Raw genomic sequence first — 14,693 nt, 5'->3', positions numbered from 1 at the left:
ACGCCTACAACAGGCGCTGACCCTGATCGCGCACCTGTCCGCGTAAGCGGCGATGGAGCCTCCGGCGCAGCATGAACAGGGTGGAGCCTGGACAGAGGATCTCCGTGGCCAGTCGTTGCATCGTGAAATGCTGGCTGGCGAACGGCAGCAGCCGGACCACGATCAGATAAACCGGGTCCTCCGGGAACTCACGCACCGCCTTGCGGACGATCCAGGCATCCCGAATATTGCCGATCTCCAATAACTGCACCCGCAGGTCGCGCAGCACGTCTCCCGGCAACTGCGGCGGGATGAGGATGTCGTCCGCCGAGACCCCGGTTCGCTCCCGGCGGGCAGCCTCCTCCCGGTCCTGATGTTGCTCACCGCGCATCCGCCAGCGCTCCACGGCTGGTTCGTCCCCGGTGCGCCGCAGGTAAGCGATGGCCAGGTTGCAGGCGTCGAGGGTGAGTGAGCGCTGGCTGGCGGCACGCTCCAGATAAGCGAGCCCCTCCGGCTGGGAGCGGGCGAGCAGGTGTCTGCCGATCATGAAGTCGACGTCCGCGTCGTCGGGCTTCATGTCCTTGTACGCCTGATAGAGGGGCAACGGGTCCAGCCCAGGTTCCAGGCGCTCGCTCCAGGAGGCCAGGTTCCAGCGGTCCATCGCGGTCAGATCCCGCTCGGGTTTGGTCTTGAGCTGCGCCAGCGCGGCGCGCGTTTCCTGTGTCTTGCGGTAACGGCCCTGCCAGCGCAGCCGGTTGCGGTTGATCCAGTAATGGTCGAACGTGGCAAGAATCGGCAGCAGTCCGTCGCCGAGCCAGGCTTCCGCGGCAGACTGCTCCACCGGACCGGGTGGGCGTGCCGGTTGGCCGAGCGCGGCGAGTCGATCGCGCAGGCAGGGGTGGGTATCGCTGCGGTCGGTGCGGCGTTCGAGCAGCGGCGCGATGCGTGCGTGGAATGCATCCGCTTCCATGACCGGCTGCTTGAAGAACTGGCGCAGCGCCGTATAGGGACGGACCGCGGGCTGGGGCTGGTGATCAGCGCGGGCAAGCAGCGGCGACCAGAACTGCTCACCCGCCAGATCGCCGTAGGTGTGGACCGCAACCAGCGCTGCCGCCGCATCTTCGCTGGAGGTCAGTTGACCCGCGGCGGCGTCGGCCTCGTACTCGTTGGCGCGCGCCAGGGCGAAGCTGTAGGCCCAGTAATACGGGGTATACCAATCGAAAAAGCGGTGTAGTGCACCCGCCGCAATCCCCCGCGTTTGCGCGACGGCCTCCAGGATACGCCCCCAACTGGCGCGCACCCGATAGACCCAGGCGTTGAAGCCCGAGCGGTTGGACGACAGATGGCCGAACTCATGGGCCAGCACCGCCCGCGCCTGCTCCGGCGCCATCGACAGCAGCAGCGGGAGCCCTACCGACAGGGTCCTGCGATAGGGGCCGAAGATGCCGATCCGCGGTACCGCAACGATGGCGGCATTGAAATCGTCGGTCAGGATGACCCGATGGACCGGTGCGGCTCCCAGAGTGCGCTGCAAGGCGTCAAGCTCCGCGAACAGGGCGGGGAATTTCGCACGCTCCAGACGATAGCCATCCGGCGCCTCGATCTTGATCCACAGCGCCTTGATCAGGACCCATCCCAACAGGAGCAGCACGATCACCAACTGCCAGTTGATCAGCAGCACCAGCATGGCCGTGCTGAGTGTCGCGGCCAGGAGGGTTCCGCCGATCAGGGCCAGGATCAGGAAGAGCGCGCCGCCGATGACCGCGTACCCGAGCAGGCCAAGCCACAGCAGGCGTCGCTTGTAGCGCCGCGGGTCTTCGCGGAACGCGCGTTCCGCCTCATCGACCAGATGCTCGAACCGGTGGCGGCGTTGCGTAGTGGACTTGGACAGCATCGGGGAGAATCTCCAAGGAAGTTATCGCTATCATGAACTCTCGGGCGGTTGTCTGCATCGTCTTCCGTTATTCCCTCCGGTGCGCCGGTGTTTCGGCTCCGCGATCACCCGCGGTCATGGGGGCGGTGGGTCGGTCGACGCGGGGGTGAAACGGGCCGCGCTCGGGGTATCATGGTCCCGTGTGATGCCCCAGTCATCGCACTTTGCACAACAAATAGACATACGAGGCACCCATGCACCCGACTTTCTGGTCCCGAATCACGAAGGACTTGGCCGCCGCCCTCTTTGCTGTCGCCGCCATCTGGCTGGCGGGGGTGGTGCCCAGCGTGGAGATCGCCTGGGTCATGGGCTTTCTGCTGCTGACCGTCTATCTGTTCGCCTTCGAGGTGGTGGGGGTGGACGTGGCGGCGGTGACCGTGATGGTGTTGCTGGGGCTGACCAGTCTGCTCGCCCCCTGGATGGGCCTGGAGCAGGGTCTGGTGCCAACCGCTCACCTGTTCGACGGGTTCTCCAGTAACGCGGTGATTTCCATCATCGCGGTGATGATCATCGGGGCTGGACTGGACCGCACCGGCCTCATGTCGCGGGTGGCCGGCTTTATTATGCGGGTGGGCGGCACCACGGAAAAGCGCATCATTCCTATGATTTCCGGTACCGTCGGGATCATCTCCAGTTTCATGCAGAACGTCGGGGCGGCCGCCCTGTTCCTGCCGGTGGTGAGTCGCATCTCCGCCCGCACCGGGTTGCCGATGTCGCGCCTGCTGATGCCCATGGGTTTCTGCGCCCTGCTGGGCGGCACCATCACCATGGTGGGTTCCAGCCCCCTGATCCTGCTCAATGACCTGATCCTGACATCCAATCAGGCGCTCCCGACCGGGGTGACGCCGATGGAGACCTTCAAGCTGTTCGATGTGACCCCGATCGGCGTGGCCCTGCTGCTCACCGGGATCCTCTATTTCGTGGTTGCCGGGCGTTTCGTGCTGCCGGTGCGTGCCGCCGACAAGCGCGACGAACGGGATCCCATGCGCTACTTCGCCGAGACCTATGGTCTCGGTCCGGTCGACGTCAGGGAGTTGCGGGTTCCGGCCTCCAGTCCCCTGGTGGGGGTCGGGGTGGACGCCATGGAACGGGAGTGGCGGGTGCGGGTGGTCGCGGTGGAAAAGGGCGACGGGCTGCGGCTGGGCGCGGACGGCGTGGACCGCACGCTCGGCATCGCCGCCGGCAACACGCTCGCGCTGCTCGGGCAGTCGGAATCCTTCGAGCAGTTTGCCGCGGCTTATGGGGTGACTTTCAAGCCGGACTTGGATCTGTTTGCCGAGGCCCTTTCCAAGACCAAGGCCGGTATCGCCGAACTCGTCATCGCCCCCGGTTCCAGTCTGATCGGCAAGACCGCCCGCGATGTCTGGATGCGCAAGACCTACGGACTCTCGCTGCTCGCCATCCAGCGCGGCGAGGGCAATCTGACGGTGGCGACCGGCGGGGTCCGCAACACCCCGTTCCGGATCGGTGACGCCCTGGTGGTGCACACCACCTGGGCGGATTTGGCGCGGCTGGAGCGCGACCGGGATTTCGTCGTCGTCACCACCGAATATCCCCACGAGGACCTGCGGCCCCACAAGGTGCCGACGGCCCTGCTGTTTTTTGTCATCACCCTGTTCCTGCTCCTGTTCACAGATCTCCGTCTGGCCGTCGCCCTGTTTGTCGGGGCACTGGGGATGATTCTGGGCGGGGTCTTGTCCATCGAGGAGGCCTACAAAGCGGTGAGCTGGCGCTCGGTCTTTCTGCTCGCCTCGCTCATTCCGTTGGGGCTTGCGGTCGAGTCGAGTGGTACCGCCGCCTGGATCGCCGATCAAACCCTGTCGATGATGGGTGACCAGCCGGTATGGGTCGTCCAGGCCGCGCTCATGGGGCTCGCCACCTGCTTCACCCTGGTCATGTCCAACGTCGGCGCGACCGTCCTGTTGGTGCCGCTTGCCGTGAACATCGCGCTGGGGGTGGGCGCCAACCCGGCGGTCTTCGCCCTGACCGTCGCCATCGGCACCTCCAACTCATTCTTCATTCCCACCCATCAGGTCAACGCCCTGCTGATGGGGCCGGGTGACTATCGCGTCGTCGACTTCATGCGTGCCGGCGGCATCATGACCCTGCTGTTCCTGGCAGTGGCGCTGGGGATGCTCAATCTGGTGTTTTAGTCGGGCAAAGCGGCGGCTGGCTGGATCTTGCTCCCTGCGATATAATTTCATCACTTAAAAGCCTGACCGTTAGTTTAGTGATAGATGTCTCTCGCGAACCGGCCAATTTCCCCGCTCGCGCGCCAGGCATTGCGGCTCCTGGGCGGCCTGATCGAGGAAGGCCGCATCCGCAAGGGTTGGTCGCGCGAGATGCTTGCCGAGCGGATCGGGGTGGGGGCGATCACCCTGCGGCGGGTCATCCGCGGCGAGCCGGGCGTGGCCATCGGGACTTACTTCGAGGCGGCGGCACTGCTGGATATCCCGCTGTTCGGACAGGACTCGGCGCGGACCTTGGACCAGGAACTGGCCCGCCAGCGGGAGTTGCTGGCGCTGCTGCCCGCGCGTATCCGCCGGGGCGAGGACCCGCTGGACGATGACTTCTGAGATCGCGCCAACCGCCGATCGAACCTACGTCTGGGTTTGGCTGCCGGGGGCGACGGTGCCGGTGGTAGCCGGTCTGCTGCGGCGGGATGCGCGGGGCGGGTACGGCTTTGTCTACGGGCGCTCCTACCTGGGTCGGGACGATGCCATCAGTTTGTTCCCCGATGAGCTGCCGCTGCAACCGGGCGAGCAGCGCCAGCGCGACGATGACTTGCCGTCCTGCCTGCGCGACGCCTCTCCCGACGCCTGGGGACGCCGGGTTATCGCCAACCGTCTGACCGGACAGCGAGGGGCCGATGCCGCGCGGATCGAACTCGACGAATTGACTTATCTGCTGGAGTCGGGGTCCGACCGCATCGGCGCCCTGGATTTTCAAACCTCGCCGTCTGTCTACCGGCCGCGCGAAGCCGAGCAGGACAGTTTAGACGATCTCTTGAATGCGGCCGAGCGACTGGATCGCGGCGAGCCCCTATCCCCCGCGCTGAGCCTGGCGCTGCAACATGGCACCTCCATCGGTGGTGCCCGCCCCAAGGCACTGCTGACCAGTGCGGCCGGCAAATTCATCGCCAAGTTCTCGACCAGCAACGACCTCTACAACGTGGTCAAGGCCGAGTATCTGGCGATGCGCCTGGCGCGTCGTGCGGGTCTGGACGTTGCCCCGGTTGCTCTGACCCAGGCCCTGGGGCGGGGGGTGCTGCTGATCGAGCGTTTCGATCGCATCCGCCACGGTACTGGCTGGCAGCGCCCGGCTATGCTGTCGGCGCTGACCCTGCTCGCGCTACGCGAGCTGGAGGCGCGCTATGCCAGCTACGAGGATCTGGCGCACCGCGTGCGCCGGGACTTCGCCGATCCCCGTCCGACACTTGTAGAGATCTACGGTCGCATGGTCTTCAATGTCCTCTGCGGCAACACCGACGACCATGCCCGCAATCATGCGGCCTTCTGGGACGGCCGGAGCTATCGGCTCACACCGGCCTACGACCTCTGTCCGCAGCCGCGCACCGGCGGCGAGGCCAGCCAAGCCATGCTGTTGACCGGTCAACGGCGCGACAGCCGGCTGACCACCTGTCTGGCTGCGGCTCCCGCCTTCGGAATTGCCGCCGACCAGGCCCGTGCCCTGATCGATGCCCAGATCGCGGTCATCCTGCGCGATTGGGAAACGGTCGGCGACGAGGCCGGTCTGACCTTACCCGAACGTCGGTCGCTTTGGCGGCGCCAGTTTCTCAACCCCTATTGCCTGGAAGGCTATTCGCCCGGGATCGCGATCCCCGATCTGTCCTTTGGTTGGAATTCATGATGACCCCTGATCACGACTGGAACCGTATGGCCTGATGACGGGCCGGCCCTGCACGGCGCGCCGCCGACCGACCGCAGCACCCTCATCAGCGCGATCCTCCTGACGATCAGCCTGGTGGTCGTGATTCTGCTGGCGAAGACCCTTTCGCCAGCCGTTGAGACCGCGGTGGCGGCGGCCGGACTCCCGCAGACCGTCGTGGGTGTGGTGATCGCCATGGTGGTGCTGTTGCCCGAGGGGCTGACCGCCGTCAAGGCAGCCGGGCGCAACCGCCTGCAAACCAGCCTCAACGCCTCTCTGGGTTCCGCCCTGGCGAGCATCGGGCTGACAATCCCGATCGTCGGCGCCGTGTCGCTCTACCTCGACGTGCCTTTGGTCCTGGGGCTTCCGCCCGAGGCCACGGTTCTGCTCTTGCTGACCCTCTTTATCAGCACCATCACCTTCGCCACCGGTCGCACGACGATCCTGCAAGGTGGTGTGCATCTTGTCATTTTCGGTATTTTCCTGCTGTTGACCGCCGTGCCTTGACCGGGTCAACGTGCTCAAGCCGTAGGGTCTTGATCCGGGTGTGCCAAACACCGGCTGGTGTCGTCCGGCCCCGGCAAGAGCGCCTCGGGGGATGACGCGGTCCCCCCGATGAGTTGGCCCAGGACCTGTTTCGAACGTGCCGCGATGAACGGCTTCGACAGTTGTCGCTCCTGGAACAGGAGTGTCTGCGACGCGGTTCGGTCGTGAAACAGGATCTCGGCCGCGGCTGGGCCAAAGGCGCGGCCGGTGCTGATGCGGGCGATCCGCCCCAGGTTGACTCCCCGCCCGTCGTCGAGCAGGACCACATGCGGAGCCAGACCCTTACTCGGGTCTGGTCGCGGAAAGTCCACAACGCCCAGCAGGAGATAGGGCCGGCCGGTGAGGCGAACGCCGAGCTGGATTTCGGTGTCGACCAGCTCCGCGATAAAGATCGTCTCGCCAACCGCAGCGCGCAGTTGCTCGACCTGCCGCGCATAGTCGGGAGATGGCCACAGGCCCTCGCCTGCGCCGTCGGGATCGGCTGCTGAGTGCGTCGGCAGTGTCCCACGTCCGGTGTCGCTTATCGTCCGGTCGGACATCGTGGCATCCTCGTGGGCTGGCGTTATGGGTGCGCCGGTCAGTGTCAGTTGTGGACGACGCCGGGGCTCAGAAGGTCAGCACCTTGTCGCTGTCGACGACCCACTCAGCCAGTGCTTTCATGGTCGAGTGCTCGGCACCCTCGAAATAGGGATGATTTTTGTAGATCCCGCAGCGCGCCATGCAGGTACCGCATACCTTGACCGCGACGCCGCGCGCGATCAGGGCCTTGAGCATCCCGGAGAGATCCTGGTCGTAGCCTTCGGGTGGGCGGCAGACCTCGCGGGCCAGATCGACCGCGTCGTTCATCAGAAACAGACGGACCTCCTGCCCGCCGTCGGTCAGGGTACCGGCCAGCCGCAGCGCGTTCCAGGTGACATCGGTGCTGTCATAGGGCTCGCGGTTGAGGATGATGAGGATTGTCATGGGCGTGCTTCAGTGGTCGGGTTGTCGGTGGGGATTGCTGTGGGTCTTGCCGAGGCGGGCGACGAGTCGCGGCAGGAAGGCCAGGGCCGCCAGCAGGGCGAGCGCAATCAGGCCCTTTCGGATCAGACCTTCGCCGCCGGCCGCCGCCTCGCGCCCGGCATAGCCCAGCCAGGTGTAGGCGAGAGCACCCGGCAGCATGCAGACGGCGGTCGCGAGCAGATAGGCGACGAAGGGGATACGCGTCAGCCCCAGCGCGTAGTTCAGCAGGTTGAAGGGAAACAGCGGTACCAGCCGGGTGAAGGCGACGAAGCGCCAGCCCTCGGCTTCGACGCCCCGGATCAGGCGCCCCAGCATCCCCCCGGCGCGGGCTTGCACCCAGTCAGCCGCCAGATAGCGCGCTACCAGGAAGGCGAGCGCCGCGCCGAGCGTCGCCCCCGTCAGGTTGATGAGCGTGCCCCAGACCGGCCCGAAGAGGGCGCCGCCGGCCAGCGTCAGCAGGGATCCCGGCAGGAACAAGAGGGTCGTCATGACATAGAGGCTGATGAAGACCAAGGGTCCGGCCAGCCCGGCCGCGTCGATCCACTGTTCGAGCGTCTGGGCATCGACTCCCCCGCGCAAGCTGAGGACCAAGGCGATGCCGACCGCCAACAGCAGCGCCGCGAGCAGACGCGCGCGGCCCTTCACTCCCCGTCCTCCGGCGTCTTCCAGGCACGCCGATTGATAGCGTAGTCCGTCACCGCGCCCCGGAAGGGCAGCAGCAGCATCCCCGGTAAGCCGCTGACCTGACGCGGATCGCGATAGTCGTCAATGCCCAGGGTCATGCCCTGGTGCCCGCCTCTGGGCTGACCACGATAGGTACCGAACATACGATCCCACAACGACAGGTTGAAGCCGAAGTTGGAGTTGGCCTCGTCGGCCGCGACCGAGTGATGCACCCGATGCATGTCCGGGGTCACCAGCAGTTGGCGCAGGCGCCGGTCCAGCCGCTCCGGCAGCCGCACATTGCCGTGGTTGAACAGCGCCATCCCGTTGAGGATCACCTCGAACAGGAGCACGGCGACCACCGCCGGTCCCAACACCAGAATGGCGGCGAACTTGATCAGCATCGAGAGCAGAATTTCGAGCGGATGGAAGCGCGCCCCGGTCGTCAGGTCATAGTCCAGATCGGCATGGTGAACCCGGTGCAGCCGCCACAGCGCCGGCACCGCATGGAAGAAGACATGCTGCGCCCAGATTGCCAAGTCCAACGCGATGACCGCCAGCAATATCTCAACTCCGGTCGGCAGCGCGAGCTGGTTGAGCAGTCCCCACCCTTGAGTCGCGGCGGTCGCCGCCAGCCCCACGGCCGCGACCGGAAAGAGTAACCGCAACAGCAGGGTATTGAGCACCACCAGCCCCAGGTTGGCGCTCCAGCGCCGGACCTTGGACACCGCGAGCACCTGGCGCGGGGCGCGCAGTTCCCACAGCGCCATGGCGGCGAAAATACTCAGGAAGGCGCCGAGCCGCAGCGTCGCCTCGTGGCTCTGGATGAAGCTGTCCAAGCGGGTCGGCCTCTGGGGCTGGGTTGGCGGGTGAGGTCCTCGGTATGCTGGCAGATCGGCGGGTATCTTTCAACTAAGCGGTTGAATAATCGTTGGCTGTTAACGCGTCTCGTTTACAGGAACGCGGTCGCGAGACTGATCAGAGACAGGCAGACCACAGGTGAAGCACTATGTCGAGAACATCTAAGCAGTCACCCATCGTGCCGCCGACTCCCGTAGAAGACGTCGAGATCATCGCGGCCGCGTTGGACGATCCCGACGCAACAGCCGTTGACCGACGCACAGCTTGCCGCCATGGCGCCGATACGGGCAATGAGTGATCGCCCCAAGGCCGAGAGCAAGAAGGTCTTGCGGCGTTGATTATCGTTCCGGCCAGGGACGGCATGTCCGCAACTGGAGGTCGAGGCTTTAGCCGGTGGCGATTCCCGAGATTTCAAAGAAAATCAGTGGTGCCGGCACGCTGGACCGGCTAAAGCCTCGACCTCCAGTGGCCGGAACGATGACCAAGGCCGCATCGGCGGCCCGCTGGAACGCCCGATTGTCACCAACCAGAACGCGCGTGCGGTTCCCCGTGGTACGCAGGACTCGGCGATGAGGGAGCCGTTTCGGTTTCTCGGTATTTGGGGAGTTTATACTGTCCCCGGAATTCCGGAATTCCCCAATTCGGCCCAGAATTCGGAATTCGATGCTCCCGCGCGAACTGCAACACCTGCACCAAGACGGCTTTGAACCGGTGCCGGACGTGTGCCAGGGAGAGCTTTTGCCACGGAAAAACACAGAAAGTATGCGTATCAGCCAATCGCGAAAGACTCGCCAAAATCACGAAAACGAGATCCAGATCAAGGTTTAATGAATTATTCGAACTTACACTTAGCGGTGTCTGTCGCCGTCGACGCGATTGTGGGCTTCAGTAGCGGGTGGTTGGTTTTAGTCATTGCTCCGATTCTCCGACCGTCCGACGACGTCAGATCCCACGAACCGACTGGTACCACTCGGGGGTCGTGGTTGCTCTGCGCCGCGGTCGCTGGATATCGGGTAGGATGTTTGGGTCTTAGACTGCACGCGGCCTATCACCCAAAGATCCTGATGCAAGCTAAGTTGTTAACTTCCTAATCCAAGCTAGAACAAGTTAGCTATCACAAGCAGGAATACCGATGCCATCTCTCGACTTTGAGGCCGAAAGAGCACAATTTCTGGATTTTTACACCTCAAATCGCCACCTCCTTGATGATGCGAAAAATTCATTTGTTGCCCTTATCAATGCGTTATTGATTCATGCTGGGGAAATAGCAATTTCAAAAATCGAAGGTCGCGTCAAAGATAGAGAAGAATGCATAAAGAAATTCAACTTAAAGTACAGGACAAGTCTTGAGTCAACTTCAACCCCTTATACCATACGAGATCACATTACTGATCTTATTGGTCTAAGAGTCGTCTGTCTTTATGAGGATGATATTGAACGCATTGAAAGTTGTCTTTCTGAGCATTTTGATGTTGTCGACAGAACCGACAGAATTGCACAGATAGAGAACACGGAGGGCTCTTTTGGCTACAAAGGACTTCATCTTGACCTAAGACTCAACGCAATAAGAATCGCTCTTCCGGAGTATTCAAAGTATTCTGAATTTAGATTCGAGGTTCAGATAAGAACGATTATTCAAGACTCTTGGAGCGTTCTAGATCACAAGATAAAGTACAAGAAGTCTATACCGACCCGCCTAAAAAGACGGATTAATACACTGGCGGCACTATTTGAGCTTGCAGACAGGGAATTTCGTGAAATTTGAGATTCCACTACGCAGGAGATAAAAAAGGAAGAAATCTCAGAAATTTCAGAACAGGAAATCGATGAAAGCAAGACTCATATTGATCAGGAAAAATTTCACTACTCAAGCTTGAATGCCTTCAGTTTTTTGAAGATTTCGAATCACTTTTTTAATGACTTTGAATTTGAGCCGTATAAAGTTGATGGCTTCACCCAGGAGATAATAAACATGAAGCCGGATATTAGTCGAGGCAAGTTCAATTTTTATATGAGGGAAAATATTTCGAGGGTCAAAAAATACAAGACATGGTTTGAGCAGCAAAACCCCAATGAGAAACTCAATCCTTATACGTTAATTAGGCATTGCTTATATCTTGGCGACAAAACAGCTTTTTCCAAGATATTAACGAATGTCGCAAAAGAAAGTTTTAATACCTGGCTAGAAAGCAATGGCTAACATACGCCTTAAAAGCGAGCGCGCGCCACAGGCGTCGCGCTAACTCCCAAGCTCACTAGGGGCGCGCGCCGCTTTAGGCTGCACGTTAGGCGATGAACGCAAAGATTGAACGCAAAGATTGAACGAAAGGGGCTAGAGTTGAATTTGCAAGAAATTTTCTCGGATTTCTCGAGTCGCGGCATTGATCCTCAGGAGGTGGGTTTCTGCGATTCGGCGACATTTTTGGCGGCGGAACGCGAGGATCCAAGTTATCTCGAAATGTACGCGAGGTACGTTGATCTGCGCGCGTACGAACTAGAGTATCTTGACTGGAGCGCGCGCGTGGTCCCCGTCGTCTCCAAGATCCTACATGAGCAGTTGCTTGAGACAGGAAGGCTTGGAGGATGTGTAGATATGTCAGGAATCCTCTCAAAGACATTGGATAAATGCGGAATATGGAACTACTGCGTCAAGGGTTCTCTTACAGTTGAATTCCCAGAAGGGGCCGGCCTGGAGGCACAGCACTACTGGACATATGACCACGGAGAGTTCATAGCTGGCCACGCCTGGGTCGTCGCACCGCCGTTTAACGTTATCGACCTTACCGTACAGCAGCAACCGTGCCCTACAGCAGAACGGGAATTACTGCCCGCCATGGTAGTTCAGCCGAACCTCTCTCTCGCCACTTTTTCGGTCGAAGACGTAGTGAGTGATTCGATTCGTTTGGCTCTATGGCAGAGAGGGACGCGGGACGAGGACGTATTGCGGACGATTGCTCCGCATTTTCTCGCCTTCTCGCGCAACTTCGTTCCGCGCCTCCATGTCACCGAAAATGGCACCCGACTCAAGTATGTTCCAGTCGCCATTGGCGGTCCAGACGCGCCACTTGAGGGTATTTCTAACATGAAGTTTGGTACCAGAACTGCTCACGAAGTTTATATGGAGATAATTGCCCCAAGAGTGGCGCAGCTCTGAGCGGCGTTCCAAACGAGTGCCTCACACTGACCGCATGGCGGAAGGATAAGAAAGATTAGGGGCCAAGCTCGAGTTCTTTTTCCGGAAAATGAAAGAGCCTAACCTTTGGCTCAAAAGCGAGCGCGCGCCACAGGCGTCGTGTTAAATCTTAGGCTCCGTGCGGGCGCCCGCCGCTTTAGCCGTTAGATCAAACTCGCGAGGTTCGCGAGGTTCGCGGGGTATCATGGACTCTTCTTGCAGCACGCCTTCTCGACAGCTATCGCTGTCAAATCTGACCCCTACGGAGCTAGGTGAAAGCGGGGATTCTCGCGCCATTCCCATCTTGCACGGCTATCTTCAGAACGGGGGCATACAGCAACGCACACGAGCCGCATCTGCTATCCGCAAGCTTTCATCCTCGTTCAAAGCCGAGTGCTCTACCACCATTAATTCCCTGTTGGAATGCGCAGCCTATGGCACTAAACAACAGAACGCTCAACTCCGCCAATATGCGTTGCTTGCACTGGAACATTTGGACATCTCTGGAAGCCTCGAATCTTGGTTTAGACAAAGATTAGAATACGAATCGGTTGAATATGTTCGCGAAGTTATCTTCCGACTACTCGCCGCAATGGAGAAGAAGAAAGTCGCCGAGTCTCAGCCAGAGCGTATTCGGCACCTGAACACTGCTCTATCTCGGTACTCCCTCCTTTCGTTTTGGCATATCACTCACATCGAGAATTTATGGTCGGTATGCAGATACGGAATTTTGAATCACGGTGACGCGCATGGAAAGAGGCCCACCCTGCAGGACATTTCAGATCCATCTGTACAAAGATGGCGCACAAGAAAAGATCCCATATATCATCACCCCATACACGACTATGCAGCTTTATATCTTAACCCCAGAAATCCGATGCTTTACAAAAGAAAGGCCCTCAACAGGGAACTGTGCCTGGTAGAGGTTTGTCCCACGATACTATTGACGCATTCATATTTGCTTACAGACGGAAATGCTGCATCCGCAACCACGTCTTTCTATCAGGATTACAGACACCTAGACCGGTTACCCTGGGGCGTCCTTAGCGGAGCCTATTGGGTGAACGAGCCCGACGGAAAGAGAAAGATGTGCGCGGAAGCACTGATCTTTCCGCGAGTGTGGCCCGTTTACATCAAAGCACTTCACGTATATGATGTAGGAGAGTATCATCCAGATATAGCTGGTGTTTTTCCCATAATCCACTCCCCGAATCTTTTCTTTGCGTAAAATGCCGACTATTACACTAAAGGGGAACATCTTTACAACCCAGTGTCAAACGCTTGTAAATACGGTAAATTGCGTGGGCGTTATGGGTGCAGGTATCGCTCTCGAGTGCAGGCTTCGCTATCCGGAAATGTATGACCGTTATGCTGCCATTTGCGAGAACGGCCAACTTGATATAGGAAAGCTTTGGCTATTTAAGGCAACGGATCGTTGGGTGCTTAATTTCCCCACTAAAAAGGATTGGAAGTTCCCTAGCAAGCCAGCATACCTACATGCGGGACTTAAAAAGTTTCGTGAGACATACGAGGCGCGAGGAATCCAGTCAATAGCTTTCCCTGTACTCGGGGCCAGCAAGGGTGGGCTTCCGGAAGACGCGAGCCTCGATATTATGCATACCCATTTAGACGACCTTCCTCTTAGCATTGAAATTTATAGATACGACCCCTCTGCTGAGGACGACCTATACATGGAGACGCGAAATTGGTTAGTTTCTCAGGATATTGGTGAGCTTGTTTCGATTACTGGCATTAAGAAAAACTATCTGCAGCTTGTTGTTGATGCGATGAAGCAGAATCAGGTTTGCCAACTTAATCAGCTTATTCAACTCCCAGGAATTGGCTTAAAGACTCTCGAAAAGGTGTTTCGTGCCGCTCAAAGTGCGCAATCGCCTAACCGCTCAGTCGACGAATTGAAACAACAGCTAAGTCTGATCTAACATACGCCTCAAGAGCGAGCGCGCCACGGGCGTCGTGCTAACTTGCAAGCTCATCAGGGGCGCGCGCCGCTTTAGGCTGCACGTTATCGCGCCGAGCGAAGCTTGGCGTCTCTTGCGGGGTGAAAGTCCCCGTCGGGTAAGGGCTAGCGACCCACCCGTATCGAGTGTTGATTCCATTGCGGAGCGGGGTAACCCGCGAACAATAGATGGGGTAAGCGTACACAGAGAATCTTGTAGGCCGTAGGGGAAATCGCGTTCCCTGAAGTGCTGGTACAGCTTCGAAATGCCTAATGCGGATGCCGACAGTTTTAACGTACTGGAAGGCAATATGAAGCGCTCGGTCCATCGCGAGAGCGTGGATGTCCGCCGGAGTCCTCAGGCCGTGGCATGCAAGAAGAGAGACGTTCGAGAACTCGGGAAGCCCCGTTGGCTCCTGGATGAAGTATGATGACGAAGCCGCCAGTGTTGGGACACGAGAGGGCGATGAGCCCGGAAACGGCGTGGGCACGGGTGGAGTCATCGTGCAGGGAGCAACCAGGTAGGCGGGAGTCCGCCGGATGCCAGCGAGGTGTCTTATCGGGCATAGTAGTCGGAGGTTGGGAAAGCCAGCCACATGGCGAAGGACCCGACGGAAGTACGCAGCCCGCAAAGGAAACTCGTGCCGGACACGCAGGATCGGAGCACACGAGCCAACCTCACTGTAGGGCAT

Annotated in this window: 14 protein-coding genes; 9 read left to right on the top strand and 5 right to left on the bottom strand. The window is 59.9% G+C overall.

Features of this window, described 5'->3' with window-relative positions; genetic code table 11:
* Nucleotides 1-4: 4 nt before the first annotated feature.
* A complete protein-coding gene (locus QZY03_RS05835; RefSeq protein WP_295578990.1) occupies nucleotides 5-1,873 on the bottom strand; it encodes a M48 family metallopeptidase in 1,869 nt (622 codons plus the stop codon).
* 233 nt (nucleotides 1,874-2,106) lie between these two features.
* Here QZY03_RS05835 and QZY03_RS05830 point away from each other — a divergent pair, with 233 nt between their 5' ends.
* From QZY03_RS05830 to QZY03_RS05815, 4 genes are all read left to right on the top strand, one after another.
* Nucleotides 2,107-4,065 carry an SLC13 family permease gene (locus QZY03_RS05830; RefSeq protein ID WP_295578988.1) on the top strand — a complete coding sequence of 653 codons (1,959 nt, stop codon included), beginning with the start codon at nucleotides 2,107-2,109 and terminating at the stop codon, nucleotides 4,063-4,065.
* Nucleotides 4,066-4,149: 84 nt separating this feature from the next.
* Nucleotides 4,150-4,488: a helix-turn-helix transcriptional regulator gene (locus tag QZY03_RS05825; RefSeq protein ID WP_295578986.1), complete on the top strand. Its 339-nt coding sequence runs from the start codon at nucleotides 4,150-4,152 to the stop codon at nucleotides 4,486-4,488.
* On the top strand, nucleotides 4,478-5,782 hold the full coding sequence (locus tag QZY03_RS05820) for a type II toxin-antitoxin system HipA family toxin (RefSeq protein WP_295578984.1): 1,305 nt from the start codon (nucleotides 4,478-4,480) through the stop codon (nucleotides 5,780-5,782). Before QZY03_RS05825 ends, QZY03_RS05820 begins: the two co-directional genes overlap by 11 nt.
* Nucleotides 5,783-5,788: 6 nt before the next feature.
* On the top strand, nucleotides 5,789-6,307 hold the full coding sequence (locus QZY03_RS05815) for a hypothetical protein (protein ID WP_363182462.1): 519 nt from the start codon (nucleotides 5,789-5,791) through the stop codon (nucleotides 6,305-6,307).
* A 14-nt stretch (nucleotides 6,308-6,321) separates the two neighbouring features.
* On the opposite strand, the gene QZY03_RS05810 is transcribed toward QZY03_RS05815, so the two are convergent.
* The 4 genes from QZY03_RS05810 to QZY03_RS05795 form a co-directional block, all read right to left on the bottom strand.
* Nucleotides 6,322-6,885 (bottom strand): hypothetical protein, encoded by a 564-nt coding sequence (locus QZY03_RS05810; protein ID WP_295578982.1) that lies wholly within the window; start codon nucleotides 6,883-6,885, stop codon nucleotides 6,322-6,324.
* A 67-nt stretch (nucleotides 6,886-6,952) separates the two neighbouring features.
* Complete coding sequence (locus tag QZY03_RS05805) at nucleotides 6,953-7,309, bottom strand: DsrE/DsrF/TusD sulfur relay family protein (RefSeq protein WP_295578980.1); 357 nt, start codon at nucleotides 7,307-7,309, stop codon at nucleotides 6,953-6,955.
* A gap of 9 nt (nucleotides 7,310-7,318) precedes the next feature.
* A complete protein-coding gene (locus QZY03_RS05800; protein WP_295578978.1) occupies nucleotides 7,319-7,993 on the bottom strand; it encodes a TVP38/TMEM64 family protein in 675 nt (224 codons plus the stop codon).
* Complete coding sequence (locus tag QZY03_RS05795; RefSeq protein WP_295578976.1) at nucleotides 7,990-8,850, bottom strand: sterol desaturase family protein; 861 nt, start codon at nucleotides 8,848-8,850, stop codon at nucleotides 7,990-7,992. The genes QZY03_RS05800 and QZY03_RS05795 overlap by 4 nt, the downstream gene beginning before the upstream one ends.
* 1,154 nt (nucleotides 8,851-10,004) lie before the next feature.
* Here QZY03_RS05795 and QZY03_RS05790 point away from each other — a divergent pair.
* The 5 genes from QZY03_RS05790 (at nucleotide 10,005) to QZY03_RS05775 (ending at nucleotide 13,984) form a co-directional block, all read left to right on the top strand.
* Nucleotides 10,005-10,637 (top strand): hypothetical protein, encoded by a 633-nt coding sequence (locus tag QZY03_RS05790; protein WP_295578974.1) that lies wholly within the window; start codon nucleotides 10,005-10,007, stop codon nucleotides 10,635-10,637.
* Nucleotides 10,638-10,844: 207 nt separating this feature from the next.
* Nucleotides 10,845-11,072, top strand: coding sequence for a hypothetical protein (locus QZY03_RS05785; protein WP_295578972.1), 228 nt, complete (start codon nucleotides 10,845-10,847; stop codon nucleotides 11,070-11,072).
* A gap of 105 nt (nucleotides 11,073-11,177) precedes the next feature.
* On the top strand, nucleotides 11,178-12,026 hold the full coding sequence (locus QZY03_RS05780) for a hypothetical protein (protein ID WP_295578970.1): 849 nt from the start codon (nucleotides 11,178-11,180) through the stop codon (nucleotides 12,024-12,026).
* 223 nt (nucleotides 12,027-12,249) lie between these two features.
* Nucleotides 12,250-13,272: a DUF4433 domain-containing protein gene (locus QZY03_RS32000; protein ID WP_367268201.1), complete on the top strand. Its 1,023-nt coding sequence runs from the start codon at nucleotides 12,250-12,252 to the stop codon at nucleotides 13,270-13,272.
* Nucleotide 13,273: 1 nt separating this feature from the next.
* Nucleotides 13,274-13,984, top strand: coding sequence for a macro domain-containing protein (locus QZY03_RS05775; protein WP_295579014.1), 711 nt, complete (start codon nucleotides 13,274-13,276; stop codon nucleotides 13,982-13,984).
* Nucleotides 13,985-14,693: the final 709 nt, after the last annotated feature.

Origin of the sequence: uncultured Lamprocystis sp. (assembly GCF_903933125.1) — a bacterium.
GTDB lineage: Bacteria > Pseudomonadota > Gammaproteobacteria > Chromatiales > Chromatiaceae > Thiodictyon.
Note: the sequence above shows the minus strand (reverse complement) of the source record. Positions and strands in the feature narration are given on the sequence as shown.

What these genes read in the sequence shown, in the direction of transcription:
- QZY03_RS05805 (WP_295578980.1), bottom strand. Translation starts at nt 7,309, where the DNA reads ATGACAATCCTCATCATCCTCAACCGCGAGCCCTATGACAGCACCGAT.
- QZY03_RS05830 (WP_295578988.1), top strand. Translation starts at nt 2,107, where the DNA reads ATGCACCCGACTTTCTGGTCCCGAATCACGAAGGACTTGGCCGCCGCC.
- QZY03_RS05810 (WP_295578982.1), bottom strand. Translation starts at nt 6,885, where the DNA reads ATGTCCGACCGGACGATAAGCGACACCGGACGTGGGACACTGCCGACG.
- QZY03_RS05785 (WP_295578972.1), top strand. Translation starts at nt 10,845, where the DNA reads ATGAAGCCGGATATTAGTCGAGGCAAGTTCAATTTTTATATGAGGGAA.
- QZY03_RS05835 (WP_295578990.1), bottom strand. Translation starts at nt 1,873, where the DNA reads ATGCTGTCCAAGTCCACTACGCAACGCCGCCACCGGTTCGAGCATCTG.
- QZY03_RS32000 (WP_367268201.1), top strand. Translation starts at nt 12,250, where the DNA reads ATGGACTCTTCTTGCAGCACGCCTTCTCGACAGCTATCGCTGTCAAAT.
- QZY03_RS05820 (WP_295578984.1), top strand. Translation starts at nt 4,478, where the DNA reads ATGACTTCTGAGATCGCGCCAACCGCCGATCGAACCTACGTCTGGGTT.
- QZY03_RS05825 (WP_295578986.1), top strand. Translation starts at nt 4,150, where the DNA reads ATGTCTCTCGCGAACCGGCCAATTTCCCCGCTCGCGCGCCAGGCATTG.
- QZY03_RS05775 (WP_295579014.1), top strand. Translation starts at nt 13,274, where the DNA reads ATGCCGACTATTACACTAAAGGGGAACATCTTTACAACCCAGTGTCAA.
- QZY03_RS05790 (WP_295578974.1), top strand. Translation starts at nt 10,005, where the DNA reads ATGCCATCTCTCGACTTTGAGGCCGAAAGAGCACAATTTCTGGATTTT.